The following is a 17741-nucleotide window of genomic DNA, read 5'->3' on the forward strand; positions in this document are numbered from 1 at the left end:
AAAACTGATAGTAAGGATTTTTTATTTAACAGTTTTAACTTTACAATTACAGTAACATTCCCACTATTCCCGCACAAAGTATCAATATTCCTATAATGACCATCCATACACCTGATAAACGATTTAATTTCTCACGATGACTAGAATCCTGCGTTATTTTCTTCATCCTAAAGTTGGTATATTTATTAGGAACCGTTTTAGGCGCATAGTTTCCTAAGATGATCAGCAATGTTCCCACTATCAGTGCAACACTGCTAATAATATTAACCTGATGTCCCAACGCGGTAGCAAATATCATTGTTGCTAAAAGTATTGATAAGATTGGCGTAATCCAAATTAAAGCTGTATCTAGTTTCTTATTTTGACGATTAGTGTTATCTATTACCATTATCACCACATTGATTAAAATCATCAATAATGGGAACCCAATAATAACTAGATTTTTATCACCATACTGATCAATATTACCACCTATATTCCAGTGAATCGGAATTTTATTGGGTAATTTGTGATACAAAACTACTCCCATAATCATTGGAACAAATCCAAATAAGATGGCGCTGATATTCCTTTTATTTTTCATAATTGTCTCCTCCTACCAGATATTGTGACCATTTTAAATAATTCGAAATAGTCGTTTGATTCAAATTAATATGGTTACTACTTTTACCAATTGGCAAGCTATAATCCTTACCAGTAATGTAGTAAAAAAAATAGCATTTAGAGCTAATTAAAAACTAACCCTAAATACTATTTTTTTAAGCGTTCACTTTGTTAATCACTCTTTTATCTGTTGGTAAAACAGTTACTTCAAATTCTGAAATATAAGCATTTTCATAGTCCAATGCCTTAATATTAAAATTAGCAATTTTCATTTCATCATTAGCTCGAAATTTTGAGTCATTATTAAGCACAAATCCAGTAAGCGTCACCGCTTCACTTTCTTCCGTTTCTTTAAGCGTTGTATCAAAATATCTTTCAAAATCATATAATGTCACTTTACCTGAAACTTTAAATTTATTGTTTCCCATATCTACTATATTATCGTCATTCGTATCATCAAATTCTTCTCTAACAACACCAAATAATTCTTCATAGATATCTTTATCTGTAACAATCCCTGAAGTCCCACCATACTCATTAACGACGATAACGATTGGTGTTCTCTTAGATACCATAACATCCATAATACTATGAACTTCAGCATTTTCTTGAACGGCCGGAATATCACGCATAATTGTTGAAATCAAATTTGTCTTATCAATTTTTTCCTGTCGCAATAAATCATAACTATAAACGTACCCGATAACTTTATCTTTATCATTGTTAGCAATAACTGGGAACCTTGAATATCTAGTTCTCCAATATAAATTAACAACGTTTCTAATTGAATCGTCTACGTCTACTGCAACCATCGATGTTCGGTCAATCATGATATCTTCTGCCACTTTATCATTCATATCAAATGCTCGTCGCATGAATGTTAAATCTTCTTCATCAAGTTCACCAGCATTTGCGGATAATCGAGATAATGAGAGAATTTCAGTTTGCGAATAAATATCTTCTTCATTTTCAACTTCATAACCTAACAAATGCGTAATCCAATTTGCTGAACGATCTAAAATCCAAATTAATGGGTATAACACAATATGGAAAAACATAATAGGACGGACAATAAATAATAATACTGGCAATGGATCTGCAATTGCAATATTTTTAGGTACTAAATCAGTAAAAACAGCATGAATAACAGTAAAAATAAGAATTGCAGCAACCGATGCAATAGCATTTGCCATAGCCGCGGGTAATATATTTGATTGTATAATCGCATCTGCTATTGTTTTTTCACCAATCCAACCTAAAATCAAACTAGTTGAAGTGATTCCAACTTGGGCCGTTGACAGATACTCCGTTAGGTTCTCCGTCATATGAATAGCCCGCTTAATATTTTTAAGCGGCTTTTTCCCATACATATCTTTCAATGCACTAATACGGACACGAACCAACGCATACTCAGTCAGTGTAAATAACACAGACAAAAGTAATATTGCGATAATAACAATTACATTCACTAAATAATTTTCCGGACCAGAATCCAAGGTAACACCCTACTTTCAATTTGTTGTAATTTCTTAACTTCCATTATATCAAAAATATTGTTCATAAACTAGTTAACACTTTATCATTATATCTAAAATAAGGCTATCTAAATCGATATATCTTGGTATTATCTTAATTATAATTAAGAAGTGTCATTTTTAATTAGCCTTTTCGTAAACAACTATTACTTAAATAAGTTATAATAAAATTATCATATAAATAATTAGAATTGGGGATCTATAATGAATTTTTTAAAGAAATATGGTTTTTATTTAATGGCACTTGCCGTTATAAGTGAGTGGATTTTGCCTTTAGCATTAGCACCATTTGTACCTGGTTATTTGCAATTCACTAATTTAATTAGTGATTTTGGGGAAGTTGGCGTTCCAACTCATATGGCATTTAAAGTTTGGGAAGTTATAAATGGACTTCTTTTCTTACTTTCAGCACCAGCTTTCTATGAATATTTTAAAGGTACGTCAAAAAAATTAGCCAGCTGGTTTACCGCTATGTTAATTATTTTTAGTATGACCGATTGTCTTTTAACAGGAATTTTCGATCGTGCACTCACATCAAATACACAAAGCATTACGGGTATGATCCACAATTATTCGTCAGGCATTGGCGACACCGCTCTTTTGATTAGTATGTTTTTTTTATTAAAACTCTATCAAAAGCAAGGTAAAAAACTAATTACAACCCTTTTATTAGTTGCCTTTATTATTTCACTAGGAATTCAATTTTTATTTGTTTATCCAAGAATTATGCCAGATTCACAATTTAAAATTCCTTATCGTGGTTTGTGGCAACGTTTAAATTTATGGTTACTCTATATGCCATTTTTATTAATCTCTATCAAAAATATGTTTAAAAAAAGATAATACTAATTAATGAAATGCCTCACAATTATTAGACATAAGTCTAGTAATTGTGAGGCATTTTTATATCTAAATAATCGAGTAAGAAAGCAATCATCATACGCAGTTTCCAGACTAAAAGTACGTTAAATTAACTATTTGTTCACTACATTTAGAGTTTCTTTTGCTTCATAACAAACGTATTTCTTGCAAATTAAAAGACATAATTCCGATATTTTACCGGAATTATGTCTTGGTGTCTCAAATAATATATATCTCTACCCTTTTAATATACTATATTATCTAATATTCTTTATTAAAAACTTCATTATAGGGCTAGGCATTCTATCCTTTTTATCTACTGATTTTTTTTGATTTACAACTGCTAAAATCTGTAATAACGTAAAGGCAATCGAACTACGTTTCCTAAATGAAATATATTTTGGCTGCCATTTAGTTACATATTTATTTTTATACTTCTTTAGTCCCTGGAAACCATAAAAATGATACCCATATTCATAAATTAAATGAGCTATTTTTTCTTCCGCAAAACTAAATTTAGATTCACCTACATTCGACAATGGTGCCATACCCATATCGAATAATTCATAGCCGCCTTCTTTTGCTTGTTGAAAAAGGCTAATAAAGATTTTATCCATAATACCAGATGGCGCTTCTTCTCTACTATATCTCATCAAATCAATCGATAAGACCCTATTATTTCCGGTTGGCATCATTGTCGCAAAGGCAACCTTATGTCCCTCAGAATCATTAATAATAGCAATAGGCGCTTGATTAAGATAATATTCATCGAAAAATCCTAAAGAAAATCCTTTTTCAGCTTGTCCATTCAGCCAACTATCAGATATTTTTTTCAATTCTTGAATAGTTTCCTTTGAATAAGGGGGCTCGATCATTGCAAATGTATAGTTTTCTCGTTCAAATTTATTCATTAAAGCACGTTCAGAACGTCTTTTTTTACCAGCCAATTCAAATTCAGCTACTCTAACAAAACCTTCTTCACCCGTTTTAATGAAATCAAATCCAACTTCATGTAACATCATTGTTAACTTCGCATCAACTTCATAAAAAACTAATTCTAATCCTTCAATATCTGCGTCAACAATAAATTGATTAATTGCTTCACGAATAAACTCATGATTACCAACAGGTTCACCCATAACCACTAATTTATTCGATTTTTTTTGATAAAGGAAAAATACTTCGTCCTGTCCATCATTTTGATAGAAATAAACATTTTTATCCTTTAAAAATGAAAGATGACTGACTTCATTACCACCATAAGTATCAATTACATTTTTAACACGATCTGCTGGAAAATCTTGCTTACCAAATCGTTTATCCTTACCAGATAAGTACGTAAATGCAATCCATAACACCACAACTGCAGAAAGTAAACCTAGGAATCCTGATAGCCATATCTTTTCTGAAGGAAATAAGAATACATCTGGAACTTTACCCTTAAAGTGGAATTCTGGCATGTTATAGAATCCTACGATTGTGTATAAAATGAATGTTCCAGCAAATATACTTCCATCAATTAATAAACGGCCCCATGAATATTCAAATCTTTCACGATAAAATATTGGTTTAGATAATAGTGCACAAATGAGAATGATAGTTAAGAAAATAAGTATTGTTACTGAGAAATCATGCCACAATGTATTAGCAATACCCACGACAACAAAGATAATCATTGGCCAATAGACACGTTTAACTTTAGATTCAATACCTCGACCAATCCCAATCATTAAGAATGCAAGTATAATATTACTCATTTGATGAATGAAATAAAAGGTATAAGGATATAAGTAATTAATAATTGGATTAGTAAATGTAAATTCTGGAACCGTTGAAGCAAGTAATAAGATGATACCTGTCATATAGAAAAATAACACAAGTATAAAATGTGCTACTCTACTGAGTAAGATAACTGGTAGTCCATTTAAGTACTCATTAAGACGATGTCCTGAATCTTTAACGAATAATAATACCCCCACTAAGAATGGGAATATATAATAAAATAATCGATAAAACAATAACCAGATAACAGCTGTGCTATCCTGTACACCTAATGTTTGTAACCCTAAAATCATAAAGACATCAAAAGAACCTAACCCACCCGGAATCATTGAAATAACACCGATAATTGATGCGATAATAAATAACGGGAAGACAGCAACTAAATTAGATGTATCAACATTCATCATAAATCCGATATAAATGAAAAATAAACCAGCAGATCCCCATTCTAAGGAAGAGCCAAGTATTAACGTTAGTTCACGACCTAATGTTAAATCTGCAAAAAATTCTGAATCTCTTGTCTTTGTAATAATAAAAACAATTGGAAAATATAGGCCACCTAATAACAACCAGACCCAATACTGTCCGAATTGTGGTCCAATATTTAATCCAAAAATCATGAATAAAGAAACCCAACAATATAGTGATAGACCCGCAACTAAAAATAATGCTATTTTTGATATAGCAAATAGCACCTGTTTTTTAGACGCATTTTTACTATAAAAATTAGCTCTAAGTGATGCACCTAGTAGGCCACCAAATCCTGCTATGTTAGTCATTGTATTCGTTATCCAACCGCTTTGAAGAATGTATCGCCAAGAATACTTTTCTGGTAAAAATTTAACCATGACAAAATCATAAATCATCATCGGAAGGACAGCAATAAATCCAATTACCAACATTAATATAATGGATTTTACTGACTGTGATTCAAAACTTTGCTGAACTTGTTCACCATTTATATCCTTAAATATTTGTCCAACTTGGATAATAACAAAAATTAAAACTGATAAAACAAATAAAAGCTTAATTGCTGTTAATCTTTTTTTAATAAATTCATTACACGTACTAATTATTTTTTTCATTTTTTGAATCCCCCGATTTATTTTTTGTTACTTATACTCCCCCCGGAATATATAATACTATTTTTTCTTTTGTTCTACGTAACCTTCATTTCACAATAAAGTCTATATCGTTAATAAAATTAATGTAGTCTATGTAAAATTTGGTATAAAATAACTAACATCACCATAAAAATAATTTGCTTCGATCTAGTTACTATTTCTAAATTAACTCTTTTATCTACATACTAACTAATTTTAAATAAGCGCTGGTGATCATGCCAAACTGTGGACATTAATAAATAACTAATGATGTATATAGAAAAAGTTTAACATTAATTAATAATTCGACGAATTTCTAATTTTAAAGAGATTTCAAACGCTAATATTGGAATAGTTATCGCTATCCTTTAAATAGACGCTTCTAATTATGTTCGTTTATAGCTTACCCCCTCTACATTTTGTCCATTTTATTCAATATTTTTTCAGATATATGTTTATTTAAATACCTTACCACGATTTATTAACATAACCAAACATTTTGCAAAAAAATAGCACGATGATTTCCAATAAATTGGAAATCATCGTGCTTAAAATTATTCAAAAATAAAAATATTATTATTTGAGAGTAACTACTGCGCCAACTTCTTCTAAAGAAGCTTTCATTGCTTCAGCTTCGTCTTTAGAAATACCTTCTTTGATAACTGATGGAATGTTATCAACTAAACCTTTAGCGTCTTTAAGGCCTAAACCTGTAATTTCGCGAACGGCTTTGATAGCTTTAACTTTTTGGTCGCCAGCTTCTGTTAATTCAACAGTAAATTCTGATTTTTCAGCAGCAGCTTCGCCAGCACCAGCGCCAGCAGCAGCTACAGGAGCAGCAGCTGAAACACCGAATTCTTCTTCGATTGCTTTAACTAAGTCGTTTAAATCTAAAATGCTTGCTTCTTTTAAATCAGCAATGATTTTTTCTGTATCTAATGACATGTGTGTATCCTCCATTTTATGTGTACGATTTTGTGTGTACCTTTAGGTACCGATCATAGATGCTAAGTATTAAGCAGCAGGTTCTTCGTCTTTACTTTCTGCAACAGCGTTAATTGCATAAGCAACGTTGCGAACAGGTGCTTGTAATACTGAAAGTAACATTGAAAGTAAGCCATCACGACTAGGTAATGTAGCAAGAGCGTTAATTTCTTCTAACGTTGCAACTTTACCTTCAATGACACCACCTTTAATGCTAAGTGCTTCAGCAGTCTTAGCAAAATTAGCCATAATACGTGCAGGTGCAACAACATCTTCGCTAGAAAATGCGACTGCAGTAGGTCCAGAAAATACTTCTTCCATACCTTCATACCCTGCTTTTTCAGCAGCACGTACTAAAATCTTGTTTTTGATAACTTTCATTTCAACGCCTGCTTCGCGTAATTCCTTACGTAATGCAGTCACTTGTTCAACCGTTAAACCACGGTAATCCACAACAACTGCAGATGCAGCGTTATTGAATTTTTCAGTTACTTCATCCACAATTAATGCTTTTTGTGCGATAAATTCTTTACTCATAATTGATTCACCTCCTGTAGTCGTGTCAGAGCTTTTTTACAATAAAAAAACTCCGTGTCCACCAAGACACAGAGAGAGTAATACTTCACTCCTCGGCAGGTAAATTAAGGCTTGCGCCACCTGAGTCTTCGGTAGAATCATAAATTAATTGACTTCCATAAATTTAACACAGTTAGATATATGGGTCAACTAAAGAAATTTAATTATCTAATATTAGTTTTGAGCCAAGTTTAAGCTTGGACCAAATGTTGTAGCAACAGATAAATGTTTGATATAGCCACCCTTAACTGATGATGGGCGAGCTTTAACAATAACATCGTTGATAACATCAAAGTTACCAATTAATGCTGCATCATCAAATGATACTTTACCAATTGGAACATGAACATTTCCATCTCTATCAGTACGGTAAGTTACCTTGCCGGCTTTAGATTCTGAAACTGCTTTTTCAACGTCCATTGTAACAGTACCTGTTTTAGGATTAGGCATTAAACCTTTAGGTCCTAAGACACGGCCTAAACGTCCAACTTGGGCCATCATATCTGGTGTTGCAATAGCAACATCAAAATCTAACCAGCCACCAGAAATACGTTCAACCAAGTCATCATCACCAACAACGTCAGCGCCGGCTGCAAGTGCAGCTTTAGCTTTATCGCCTTTAGCGAATACAACAACAGTTTGGTCTTTACCAGTACCATTTGGAAGTACAACAGCCCCACGTAATTGTTGGTCTGCTTGTTTTGTATCTAAGTTTAAGTTGTAAGCAAGTTCAATTGTAGCGTCAAACTTAGCAAAGTCCATTTTCTTAGCTAATGCGATTGCATCAGTAATTGAATAGTTTTTACCTTCTTCAACTTGTTTTAAAGCGTCTTGATAATTTTTACCTTTTTTAGCCATCTTGAATTTTCCTCCTTGCAATATGTGGTCTAACGGATAAACCTCCCACTTGATACATCTATTTTCATAGAGTATCCGACCGAGAAGCGTGTTTGTAGTTAGGAATTAACCTTCTACAACGAATCCCATGCTTCGTGCAGTTCCTTCGATCATGCGCATTGCAGATTCAACACCTGAAGCGTTTAGATCTTGCATTTTAGTTTCAGCGATTTGTTGAACTTGAGCACTAGTTACTGTTGCAACTTTTTTAGTGTTAGGTTCGCCAGAACCACTTTCAACGCCTGCAGCTTTCTTTAAAAGAACTGCTGCGGGTGGTGTTTTTGTAACGAAATCGAATGAACGATCTTCGTAAACACTAATTACAACGGGAATTAACATACCAGCTTGGTCAGCTGTACGTGCATTGAATTCCTTTGTAAAGCCCATGATATTAATACCAGCTTGTCCTAATGCAGGACCAACCGGTGGAGCAGGAGTTGCTTTCCCTGCTGGAATTTGTAATTTAACGACGTTTGCTACTGTTTTAGCCACGTGACATACCTCCTTGTAAAATCCGTGCGTGGTAAATGGAGATATAAATTTCTCCTCCCACTGTATGCAGAACATACTAATATAATATAACACCCAGATGGGTTCCACGCAATCTTATTTATGCTTTTTCCATAAAAATGTGTAAATTGATTCATCAACTCGTTTATTTTCATGTAATAATCTGTGTGCTGCTCTTCGACCGCTCACAATAAGTTCCTGATAATTAAGCTGATTTTCAACTAAATAGCGAAGTGATAAAACACTATTAATGGAAACAGCGCCATCATTGCCATTTTTCAAATCGCCAGCAATATTTAAAAATTGTAAATTCTCCGGTAGATGCTGCATTGCCTTTTCAAAATACTGGTAGAGTGAAGTCGTTTCCACTGGACCTTTATCAGTTAAAAATAAATCTTCAATGATAGGCGTATTTTGTGCTACATTATGATCATTGTATGGTGCACCAATTGAAATGGCATGTGCCACCATTGGGACATCAGTCATATCTCTGTATTCTGTCATATAGCGTAATATACTGACACTACCCATTGAATGCCCAACAAAATCGACCTTTTCAATGGCATAAGCGCCATATAAAAATTGCATAATATAATGTAACCATAAGCTTTGTTTTTCAACAGGAGCTATATTATTTTTAAATAAAACTTGAATGAATGGTTGCGCAGATCTTAATTGACCTTCAACATGTAAACTACCATTATCATCAACTATGATAACCATATCTTTACGACCATAGCCTGCTCGTTCAAAACGGGCAATCATTGGGCCAAAAGAAAGTCGATTACCACTATAACCGTGAACAAATAGTGTTGGGGTCATCTTGTCGCTAGGTACAATTGGATCAGAGGCATCAATTGAAACATGCCCTAATCGTCTAAATTTATTCCCAATGAAAAAACTTGTGCCTGCTCCTAGACCTAACAAGCCTATCTTCAAAAGTCCCTTAGTCATTAAATCACCTTCTACTTTTGTGAGTTATCACCCTAGCCTAATAATTTATCTACTTGATCAAAGTTCAATTCTGTACTTGTTTCACGACCAAACATATCAATATCAACTTTAAGTTTTAATTTTTCATTATCAATTTCCGTTACTTTACCGATAAGGTTAGCAAATGCACCTTCAATAATTGTGACAGATTCACCAATTTCAATGTCCAATTCTTGATGACGAGCACTCATACCCAAACGACGAAGAATCAATTCTACTTCTTCAGGTAATAGTGGTGCTGGTTTACTTCCGGCCCCATGAGAACCAACGAACCCAGTTACGCCTGGTGTATTACGAACAACATACCATGATTCATCTGACATACCCATCTCAACTAAAACATATCCAGGGAATGTTTTCTTCATATCTGTTTTTTCTTTACCATTTTTAACTTCACGTTCTTCTTCTTCAGGAACAACTACACGGAAAATAAAATCTTCCATACCCATTGATTGTGCACGTGATTCAATATTTGTTTTAACTTTATTTTCGTAACCAGAGTAAGTATGTAAGACATACCAACTTTTTTCGATTGATTCCATTATATATATCTCTCCTTAAATTATCAGCTTCATTTTTCTCAAACAAAAAAAACTCCGCATCAACGAAGTTTTCTCACTTGTGTCATTATATCAAAACATCAGTTAAATAGCTATTCTTCTATGAAAATAGGGTTAAGAATGCAGAAGCACCTGAATCAACAATCCAGAAGAAAATCGCAAACATAATTGCAGTTACAACAACAGTTGTTGTATCACGACGTAGTTCCTTACCTGTTGGCCAAGTTGTTGCTTTAATTTCTACGATAACACTTTTAAGAAATGCATTAATTTTTCTCATAACTATCCCCCTATTTTGTTTCACGATGTAACGTATGTTTATTACAATATTTACAAAATTTATTTACTTCTAAGCGTTCGGTTCTGCTCGGTTTTGCAGCTACAATATAATTTCGTGAGCCACAAACGATACAAGCCAATGCTACTTTTCTTTGTGCCATGACTTTTTCTCCTTAATGTAAAGTTAACTAACGCTAACTTCGACTAACATTTTTAAAGAATACACTCATTTTACATTAAAAGAAAGAAAAAAGGAACCACCCTCTTTTCTTTCTTTCCTAATTATCGATTTTCTTTAAAAAATAACCCAAGCTTACTCTTACACCTTGAGATAGATCCTAATACCTTTTTCATATCGCACTCTAAAATAAGCGCAATTTCTTCTGGCTTTTTCATTTGATAATAAAGTAAAACAAAAGTACTTCTTTCTAACTCTGACAATTTCAATTCAAAATCATCCAATTTTTCTTGAAGGATAATTCTGTCATCTGCCAATATCTCACAATAAAACGAAGGCCGTTCACATTCACCATAAGTTTCTTCATATCGTTCCAAAGAATGCGAGTTCGCATCAGACAGCCTTTTAGTCGCTGATTGTTTGCGAATTAAACTAAAAATACAATTCGATAGACTGGTTTTAAAATACTGTCCAAACGTAATTCCTTTGTTCGGTTGGTAATTTTTTAATGCTTTAAAACAAACAGCTCTAGCCTCTTGTAAAAAATCTTCAGTATCCCATAATTTTAGATAGTATTTACGAATCATCGAATAAACCATTGGACGATATCGTTCAAATAACGGTTCAAATTTATGTTCTGCACCTAATTTAATTTGGCAAATCAATTGAAAATCTGTTTCGTTTTCAGTACTCCGGTAAGTTTCATCTAACAAGTAGACTCTCCATATCCGGGTCTCCATTTTTCAATATACCAAACATAATGACTGATTACAACAGTTGCTTAGTCATGTGATAGGTGATCACGCAATTCAGCCAGACTATCTAATTGTTCTGAGTCCCATGGTGAACGACGAACCGATGCCTCCGTTTGATATTTTTTGGCTTGTTGAGCAACTTCTTTTTTAGATTCATTAATGTCTTTGTATAACTCCCATGCAGGAATTCTTAATGCACCTTGTGAGAAAATAGTCCACTGTTCTGCTTGATCACTCGTTGCAACAGTTACCTGTGTGAGTTTAGTCTGTAACTCACCTATCATTGCTTCAATATAACTATCAGCCGTCTGACCCTCTGCTGTCCAAATAATCTCTAATCCATATTTTGTATAACTCTTTGATAGTCCTGGAACATACATTGCATCAAAGACAACGATTAACCGAGAGTCAATCTGTTTATGATAATTTGATAATTTGTGCAGTAGCAAGTCACGTGCTTCATCAAGTCGCTCTGATTGTTTCAATCGATTTAATTCTGGCCAATTACCAATCATATTATAGGCATCTACAACCAAAATTTGCTTTTTCATTATTATTTACCCCTAGAAGTAAATCCTTGATAAATAAGTAAACTGGCTGCGACACTGGCGTTTAAACTTTGAACGTGTCCAACCATTGGAATAGTCAACATACCATCACAAGCTTTTTTCAATAACGGTGAAATACCTTTACCTTCGTTACCAATTACGAGGGCTGTGGGTCCTTTAGCATCCCATTCACGATAATCTTGTCCATCCATATCTGTTCCGAAGACCCATAATCCGGCCTTTTTCAATTCATTTACAGTATTTACCAAATTAGTTACGCGAGCAACTGGCATATATTCAATTGCACCTGTTGACGTCTTAGCAACTGTTGACGTTAAACCGACTGCGCGACGTTTTGGAATAATAATTCCATGTACACCCGCAGCATCGGCTGTTCTCATAATTGATCCTAAGTTATGTGGATCTTCAACATTATCTAAAATAAGGAAAAATGGTGGTTCATCTTTATCAGCTGCACTTTTGAAAAGATCTTCAATAGTTGCATATTCAAATGCGGCAACTGCTACAATAACGCCTTGGTGATTTTGTTGATCTGATAATAAATCTAATTTACTTTTAGGAACTAGTTGTGTGATAATACCTTTTTTCTTAGCTAACTGTTCAATACCACTTAAAACATCTGATTTTAATCCAGTTTGTAAAAATAATTTGTTAATTGATTGATTACTTTTTAACGCTGCTTCTACAGGGTGACGACCAATAATAAAATCGCCAGCCTCTTCACTACTTCTTGGTTGTCCCATTTAAGTTCTCCTTTTCAACGGTGTTAATACACCATTTTGCCAATTCGGCCAATCTATCGTTTTGATTACTCAAAAATAAGTAGCCAAACAATGCTTCAAATCCAGTTGAAATACGATACGTTATTACTGATGTATTTTTAGCTGAAGTATGACTTTTAGCATTACGTCCACGTTTAAAGTAGTCTATTTCTTCTTCAGTTAAAATATTATTTTCTGTCATTTTATCTATCAAGAAAGCTTGTGCTTTGGCTGATACATAATGTGTTGCTTGATGGTGTAATTGAGTTGGTCTTGTAAGTCCTTGTACAAGTAAGTGTTTACGAACAAATACTTCATAAATACCATCGCCCATATAAGCTAACGCAATCCCATTCATTTGTTGATAATCTGCATTATTTTCCATTAGTCTTTTCTCCATCTAGTTCCTTGTGGTGTGTCTTCCAAAATAATTCCTTCTGCTGCAAGTTGATCTCGAATTTCATCGCTTTTTTGAAAATCTTTTTGTTTCTTAGCTTCTATTCTTTGTGCAATTAATTTTTCAACTCTGATATCTAGAGCATCAGCTACTTGTCCAAAAGCTAATCCAAAAACTGATGTCATTTCTTTAAAAATTTCTAACAAGTGATTAATTGAATCTCGTTCCACTTGTTTGTTTTCAGAATAGACATTCATTTTCTTAGCTAAATCATAGATAACTGCAATACCATTTTGTGAATTAAAATCATCATCCATAGCAGTTTCAAAATTGGATAAGCTCTCATTAATTTGATTTTCTATTAATTTATTTTCTCCTGAAATAGCATCGTTCAATCGATAAGTTAAGTTATCAAATGCTGTTTTCAATTTATTTAAATTATTAGTCGCTTCATCAATATTCGCTTGGCTATACTGAATTGGACGGCGGTAATGCGTTGTTGCCATAAAGAAACGGATAACTTGTGGATTGACTTCTTTAATCATATCATGCACCGTAACAAAATTACCTAGTGATTTACTCATTTTTTCATCATTTTCACCAATTGTTACAAATCCATTATGCATCCAATAGTTAGCAAATTTTTGACCCGTTTCAGCTTCACTTTGAGCGATTTCATTTTCATGATGTGGAAACATTAAATCCTGTCCACCACCATGAATATCAATCGTTGGACCTAGGTATTTTGTTGCCATTACAGAACACTCAATGTGCCAACCCGGACGGCCCTTACCAAATGGAGAGTTCCAAGAAAGATCATCATTTTTGACTGATTTCCAAAGTGCAAAATCAATTTCATCTTCTTTTCGAGCCGTTTCTTCAGTATCAACATGCTGACTGGCACCTTGTTCTAATTCGTTGATATTTTGATCAGATAATTTACCATAATCTGGAGATTTACGCGTTCTAAAATAAACATCCCCATCAGATACATAAGCATAACCTTTATCAATTAAATTTAATATAAATTGAATGATATCATCAATATTTTCTGTCGCCTTTGGATTTTTAGTTGCTGGTTCAATCGCCAATGCCTTGGTATCTTCCATGAAAGCAGCAATAAACTTATCGGCTAATTGTTGAACTGTTATATGGTCTTCTTTAGCAGCTTTGATCATTTTATCATCAACATCTGTAAAATTAGATACATAGTTAACTTTAAAATGACGATATTCAAAATATCGACGAATTGTATCAAACGCAATAGCACTTCGCGCATTTCCAATATGAATATAGTTATAAACGGTTGGCCCGCAAACGTACATACTAACTTTCCCAGACACAAGTGGTTTAAAAACCTCTTTTTGATTCGTTAATGTATTATAAATTGAAATCATTTTATCACCCGCCATTTAATCTTTTTGTTAAAAAAAGACGTCTTTTATATACTTATAAAAGACGTCTTCAACGTTGTTCCACTCCTTAAGATGTAGTGAACCTACATCCAACAATGAGTTAACGTTCATTACACGACTATAATTACTTTGTTCATCATAGCATTTTAAAGAGGCACTTCACAACTAACGTTTGTTTTCTCACATCACCGAAAACTTTCTAAAAAACGCCAATAAGTTGTTACTCTCTCTTATCAAAAATTATTTTGTATTCATTTCTTCTAACGTTTTGTTCAAATGAGCTAATGCTTTTTCACGACCAAGCAATTCGATTGATGCTGGTAGTTCTGGTCCATGCATTTCACGCGTTGTTGCAATACGGATTGGCATATATAATTGACGACCTTTAATTTTTGTATCTTTTTGAATTGATTTAATTGTTGCTTGGATAGCAACAGCATCAAAAATATCAATCGTTTTAATGCGTTCAGCAAATTCTTTTAAAACTGTTGGTGCTGTTTCAACAGCTAACTCTGCCTTTGCTTCATCATCAAGAACAGGTGGTTCGCTTAAAAATACTTCTGCCATTTCAGTAATTTGACCTGTATATGACATTTGTTGCTTATAAAGGCTAATTAATTTACGAGCCCATTCAATTCTTTCTGCACTTGGATCAGCTTCAATTTTACCATCTTGAATTAATTGACGTAAAGCCAAATCCATTACTTTATCTTCATCAGCTGTTTTAATATATTGATTATTAATCCATTCTAATTTTTTACCATCAAATGAAGCTGGTGACTTGCTTAAACGTTTAGGATCAAACATTTTAATCAATTCTTGGCGAGAGAAAATTTCACTTTCGCCAACTGGTGACCAGCCTAATAAGGTAATGAAGTTTACCATAGCTTCTGGCAAGTAGCCTAATTCACGATATTGTTCAATGAATTGGAGAACATTTTCATCACGTTTACTTAATTTTTTTCCTGTTTCTGTATTGATAATTAATGTCATATGTCCAAAGATAGGTGCATCCCAGCCAAATGCTTCATAAATCATCAATTGCTTAGGCGTATTGGCAATATGGTCATCCCCACGAAGAACATGCGTAATTTCCATCAAGTGATCATCAACAACAACAGCAAAGTTATATGTTGGCATACCATCACGTTTTTGAATAACAAAATCGCCACCAATAGTATTGGAATCAAAGGTAATTTCACCTTTAACAATATCTTTAAATTCGTATTTTTTGTTTGCTGGAACACGGAAACGAATAACAGGTGTTAAACCGGCAGCTTTTGACTCTGCAATTTTAGCAGTAATCTCATCATCAGACATACCTGCATATTCGTATTCATAATGTGGCATTTCATTACGTGCTTTTTGAGCATCACGGTCTGCTTCGAGTTCATCTTCTGTTTTATATGACTCGTAAGCTAAATTTTTATCCACTAATTCTTGGATTAATGGTAAATAGATATCTTTACGTTCTGATTGACGATAAGGACCAAATTCTCCTGGTTTGTCAGGACCTTCATCCCAATCCATGCCTAACCATTTTAAGTTATCTAGTTGGCTGCGTTCACCATCAGCAATATTTCTCTTTGTATCAGTATCTTCAATACGGATAACAAAAGTACCCTTTTGACTTCTCGCAAATAAGTAATTAAATAGAGCGGTACGAGCATTTCCAATGTGTAAATGTCCAGTTGGACTTGGTGCATATCTGACACGAATTTTATTTTTAGCCATGATAACGCCTCTTTCTTTTTTCTGTATTTAGTTACTACGATATAAACCGTTTATTTAAGGCTTTATTCAACTAATCTAGTTTACAATGAATCGGATAAAAAATAAAGCCAATAATCTTAGTATTGACTTTATTTCTTATCGTTTATTTTTTTCATTGAATGTAATGGTTTTGCAAAAATCATTCTTCCAGCATCCGTTTGAAGTGCACTTGTAACGACAACGTCAATTGATTTGTTTAGGAAATACTTTCCTTCTTCCACGACAACCATTGTTCCATCATCCAAATAAGCAACACCTTGTTGACGCTCAGAACCATTTTTTATTACCATAACATGTAATTGTTCTCCAGGAATAACCCGAGGTTTCAATGATTTAGCTAGTGCATTTACATTCAAAATCTGGACATTTTGAAATTCGCTAACTTTGTTTAAATTAAAATCATTTGTGACAATAACCCCATCAATCGTTTTAGCTAATTTAATTAACTTACTATCTACTTCTTCAATTTCTTCAAAATCACCTTCATACATTTCAATCGGCATGATTTTTTCATCTTGAAGTTTATTTAAAATATCTAATCCTCTACGACCCCGAACACGTTTGATACTATCAGCTGAATCTGCAATATATTGGAGTTCATATAAAACAAAATTAGGAACTAATAATGTTCCTTCAATAAAGCCAGTTTTAATCAAATCATAAATCCGGCCATCAATTAAGATATTTGTATCTAATATTTTATATTCATGATAATTATCATTGACATTACGGTCTAGTAAACTACTTTCAACGACATCACTTTTCTTATTTTTTGATGCAAATAATTTACGCCAATCCTCCAAACGATTAGTTCCTATAACAAAACCCAAGTATCCAAGTAAAAATAGTAACAAAACGGGTACAATTGTGTTCAATAGCCATATTTCTGATCGATAGAATGGTGTTGAGATTAAAATTGCAATAACCATACCAACAATAGTTGAAACACTCGCTGTTAGTAGCATCATTGGGCTTTGATTAGTTAAATAATTTTCAATATTTGCCAGTAATTTTTCTAGTGGCGTTATGATAAATAAAGATAGAATAAGAGCTAAACCGACACCTATTAAAAAATTAACAACACTATTATTTAATATACCAATCTCCGCAATACTCACTAATTTCCAAAAAAGTGGTAGCAAACTAACACCAATTCCACCGCCGACTAGTGCAACAACACCTTTAATAATATTTCTACGCATTGACAACT

The 17741-nt window shown here is 33.3% G+C and carries 19 protein-coding genes and 1 other annotated feature; of the genes, 1 reads left to right on the plus strand and 18 read right to left on the minus strand.

What is annotated here, in order from left to right:
• Positions 1-46: 46 nt before the first annotated feature.
• A complete protein-coding gene (locus AC1RPR_RS06760) occupies positions 47-583 on the minus strand; it encodes a DUF1648 domain-containing protein (protein ID WP_481761899.1) in 537 nt (178 codons plus the stop codon).
• 175 nt (positions 584-758) lie between these two features.
• A complete protein-coding gene (locus tag AC1RPR_RS06765; RefSeq protein ID WP_481761898.1) occupies positions 759-2099 on the minus strand; it encodes a hemolysin family protein in 1341 nt (446 codons plus the stop codon).
• 243 nt (positions 2100-2342) lie between these two features.
• On the opposite strand from AC1RPR_RS06765, the gene AC1RPR_RS06770 reads away from it, so the two are divergent.
• A complete protein-coding gene (locus tag AC1RPR_RS06770) occupies positions 2343-2981 on the plus strand; it encodes a DUF998 domain-containing protein (RefSeq protein WP_481761897.1) in 639 nt (212 codons plus the stop codon).
• A 275-nt stretch (positions 2982-3256) separates the two neighbouring features.
• Here AC1RPR_RS06770 and mprF read toward each other — a convergent pair whose 3' ends face one another.
• The 16 genes from mprF to AC1RPR_RS06850 form a co-directional block, all read right to left on the minus strand.
• On the minus strand, positions 3257-5866 hold the full coding sequence (gene mprF / locus AC1RPR_RS06775; RefSeq protein WP_481761896.1) for a bifunctional lysylphosphatidylglycerol flippase/synthetase MprF: 2610 nt from the start codon (positions 5864-5866) through the stop codon (positions 3257-3259).
• A 594-nt stretch (positions 5867-6460) separates the two neighbouring features.
• Positions 6461-6829 (minus strand): 50S ribosomal protein L7/L12, encoded by a 369-nt coding sequence (gene rplL / locus AC1RPR_RS06780; RefSeq protein WP_409021534.1) that lies wholly within the window; start codon positions 6827-6829, stop codon positions 6461-6463.
• A gap of 69 nt (positions 6830-6898) precedes the next feature.
• Positions 6899-7405, minus strand: a complete 507-nt coding sequence (rplJ, locus tag AC1RPR_RS06785; RefSeq protein ID WP_481761895.1) for a 50S ribosomal protein L10 — start codon at positions 7403-7405, stop codon at positions 6899-6901.
• A 34-nt stretch (positions 7406-7439) separates the two neighbouring features.
• Positions 7440-7555, minus strand: a sequence feature (ribosomal protein L10 leader region).
• Between the two features lie 63 nt (positions 7556-7618).
• On the minus strand, positions 7619-8302 hold the full coding sequence (rplA, locus tag AC1RPR_RS06790) for a 50S ribosomal protein L1 (RefSeq protein WP_409021536.1): 684 nt from the start codon (positions 8300-8302) through the stop codon (positions 7619-7621).
• A 105-nt stretch (positions 8303-8407) separates the two neighbouring features.
• Positions 8408-8833, minus strand: coding sequence for a 50S ribosomal protein L11 (rplK, locus tag AC1RPR_RS06795; RefSeq protein ID WP_409021537.1), 426 nt, complete (start codon positions 8831-8833; stop codon positions 8408-8410).
• A 114-nt stretch (positions 8834-8947) separates the two neighbouring features.
• Positions 8948-9805, minus strand: coding sequence for an alpha/beta hydrolase (locus tag AC1RPR_RS06800; RefSeq protein ID WP_481761894.1), 858 nt, complete (start codon positions 9803-9805; stop codon positions 8948-8950).
• A gap of 32 nt (positions 9806-9837) precedes the next feature.
• Entirely contained in the window at positions 9838-10389 is a 552-nt protein-coding gene (nusG, locus tag AC1RPR_RS06805; protein WP_409022813.1) for a transcription termination/antitermination protein NusG, read from the minus strand.
• 115 nt (positions 10390-10504) lie between these two features.
• Positions 10505-10684, minus strand: a complete 180-nt coding sequence (gene secE / locus AC1RPR_RS06810; protein ID WP_057974232.1) for a preprotein translocase subunit SecE — start codon at positions 10682-10684, stop codon at positions 10505-10507.
• 10 nt (positions 10685-10694) lie between these two features.
• Positions 10695-10844, minus strand: a complete 150-nt coding sequence (gene rpmG / locus AC1RPR_RS06815; RefSeq protein WP_057974231.1) for a 50S ribosomal protein L33 — start codon at positions 10842-10844, stop codon at positions 10695-10697.
• A gap of 121 nt (positions 10845-10965) precedes the next feature.
• Positions 10966-11574, minus strand: coding sequence for an RNA polymerase sigma factor (locus tag AC1RPR_RS06820; protein WP_481761893.1), 609 nt, complete (start codon positions 11572-11574; stop codon positions 10966-10968).
• Positions 11575-11642: 68 nt separating this feature from the next.
• Positions 11643-12167, minus strand: coding sequence for an NYN domain-containing protein (locus AC1RPR_RS06825; protein ID WP_481761892.1), 525 nt, complete (start codon positions 12165-12167; stop codon positions 11643-11645).
• Positions 12168-12169: 2 nt separating this feature from the next.
• Entirely contained in the window at positions 12170-12928 is a 759-nt protein-coding gene (gene rlmB / locus AC1RPR_RS06830) for a 23S rRNA (guanosine(2251)-2'-O)-methyltransferase RlmB (protein WP_481761891.1), read from the minus strand.
• The gene (locus tag AC1RPR_RS06835) at positions 12909-13331 is read right to left on the minus strand and encodes a Mini-ribonuclease 3 (RefSeq protein WP_409021543.1); all 423 of its coding nucleotides are present in this window, start codon (positions 13329-13331) and stop codon (positions 12909-12911) included. Before AC1RPR_RS06835 ends, rlmB begins: the two co-directional genes overlap by 20 nt.
• Positions 13331-14740 carry a cysteine--tRNA ligase gene (gene cysS, locus AC1RPR_RS06840; protein WP_481761915.1) on the minus strand — a complete coding sequence of 470 codons (1410 nt, stop codon included), beginning with the start codon at positions 14738-14740 and terminating at the stop codon, positions 13331-13333. Before cysS ends, AC1RPR_RS06835 begins: the two co-directional genes overlap by 1 nt.
• Positions 14741-14998: 258 nt before the next feature.
• Positions 14999-16492, minus strand: a complete 1494-nt coding sequence (gene gltX / locus AC1RPR_RS06845; protein WP_481761890.1) for a glutamate--tRNA ligase — start codon at positions 16490-16492, stop codon at positions 14999-15001.
• Between the two features lie 128 nt (positions 16493-16620).
• The gene (locus tag AC1RPR_RS06850) at positions 16621-17733 is read right to left on the minus strand and encodes a PIN/TRAM domain-containing protein (RefSeq protein WP_481761889.1); all 1113 of its coding nucleotides are present in this window, start codon (positions 17731-17733) and stop codon (positions 16621-16623) included.
• Positions 17734-17741 lie beyond the last annotated feature (8 nt).

Source organism: Dellaglioa sp. CoH-57-MRSF-22, assembly GCF_056781895.1.

Bases quoted from the DNA above. Each gene is read 5' to 3' on its own strand.
- mprF (WP_481761896.1), bottom strand. From the start codon at position 5,866: ATGAAAAAAATAATTAGTACGTGTAATGAATTTATTAAAAAAAGATTA.
- AC1RPR_RS06850 (WP_481761889.1), bottom strand. From the start codon at position 17,733: ATGCGTAGAAATATTATTAAAGGTGTTGTTGCACTAGTCGGCGGTGGA.
- rplJ (WP_481761895.1), bottom strand. From the start codon at position 7,405: ATGAGTAAAGAATTTATCGCACAAAAAGCATTAATTGTGGATGAAGTA.
- rpmG (WP_057974231.1), bottom strand. From the start codon at position 10,844: ATGGCACAAAGAAAAGTAGCATTGGCTTGTATCGTTTGTGGCTCACGA.
- AC1RPR_RS06800 (WP_481761894.1), bottom strand. From the start codon at position 9,805: ATGACTAAGGGACTTTTGAAGATAGGCTTGTTAGGTCTAGGAGCAGGC.
- rplA (WP_409021536.1), bottom strand. From the start codon at position 8,302: ATGGCTAAAAAAGGTAAAAATTATCAAGACGCTTTAAAACAAGTTGAA.
- AC1RPR_RS06835 (WP_409021543.1), bottom strand. From the start codon at position 13,331: ATGGAAAATAATGCAGATTATCAACAAATGAATGGGATTGCGTTAGCT.
- rplL (WP_409021534.1), bottom strand. From the start codon at position 6,829: ATGTCATTAGATACAGAAAAAATCATTGCTGATTTAAAAGAAGCAAGC.
- AC1RPR_RS06825 (WP_481761892.1), bottom strand. From the start codon at position 12,167: ATGAAAAAGCAAATTTTGGTTGTAGATGCCTATAATATGATTGGTAAT.
- secE (WP_057974232.1), bottom strand. From the start codon at position 10,684: ATGAGAAAAATTAATGCATTTCTTAAAAGTGTTATCGTAGAAATTAAA.
- AC1RPR_RS06760 (WP_481761899.1), bottom strand. From the start codon at position 583: ATGAAAAATAAAAGGAATATCAGCGCCATCTTATTTGGATTTGTTCCA.
- cysS (WP_481761915.1), bottom strand. From the start codon at position 14,740: ATGATTTCAATTTATAATACATTAACGAATCAAAAAGAGGTTTTTAAA.
- rlmB (WP_481761891.1), bottom strand. From the start codon at position 12,928: ATGGGACAACCAAGAAGTAGTGAAGAGGCTGGCGATTTTATTATTGGT.
- AC1RPR_RS06770 (WP_481761897.1), top strand. From the start codon at position 2,343: ATGAATTTTTTAAAGAAATATGGTTTTTATTTAATGGCACTTGCCGTT.
- gltX (WP_481761890.1), bottom strand. From the start codon at position 16,492: ATGGCTAAAAATAAAATTCGTGTCAGATATGCACCAAGTCCAACTGGA.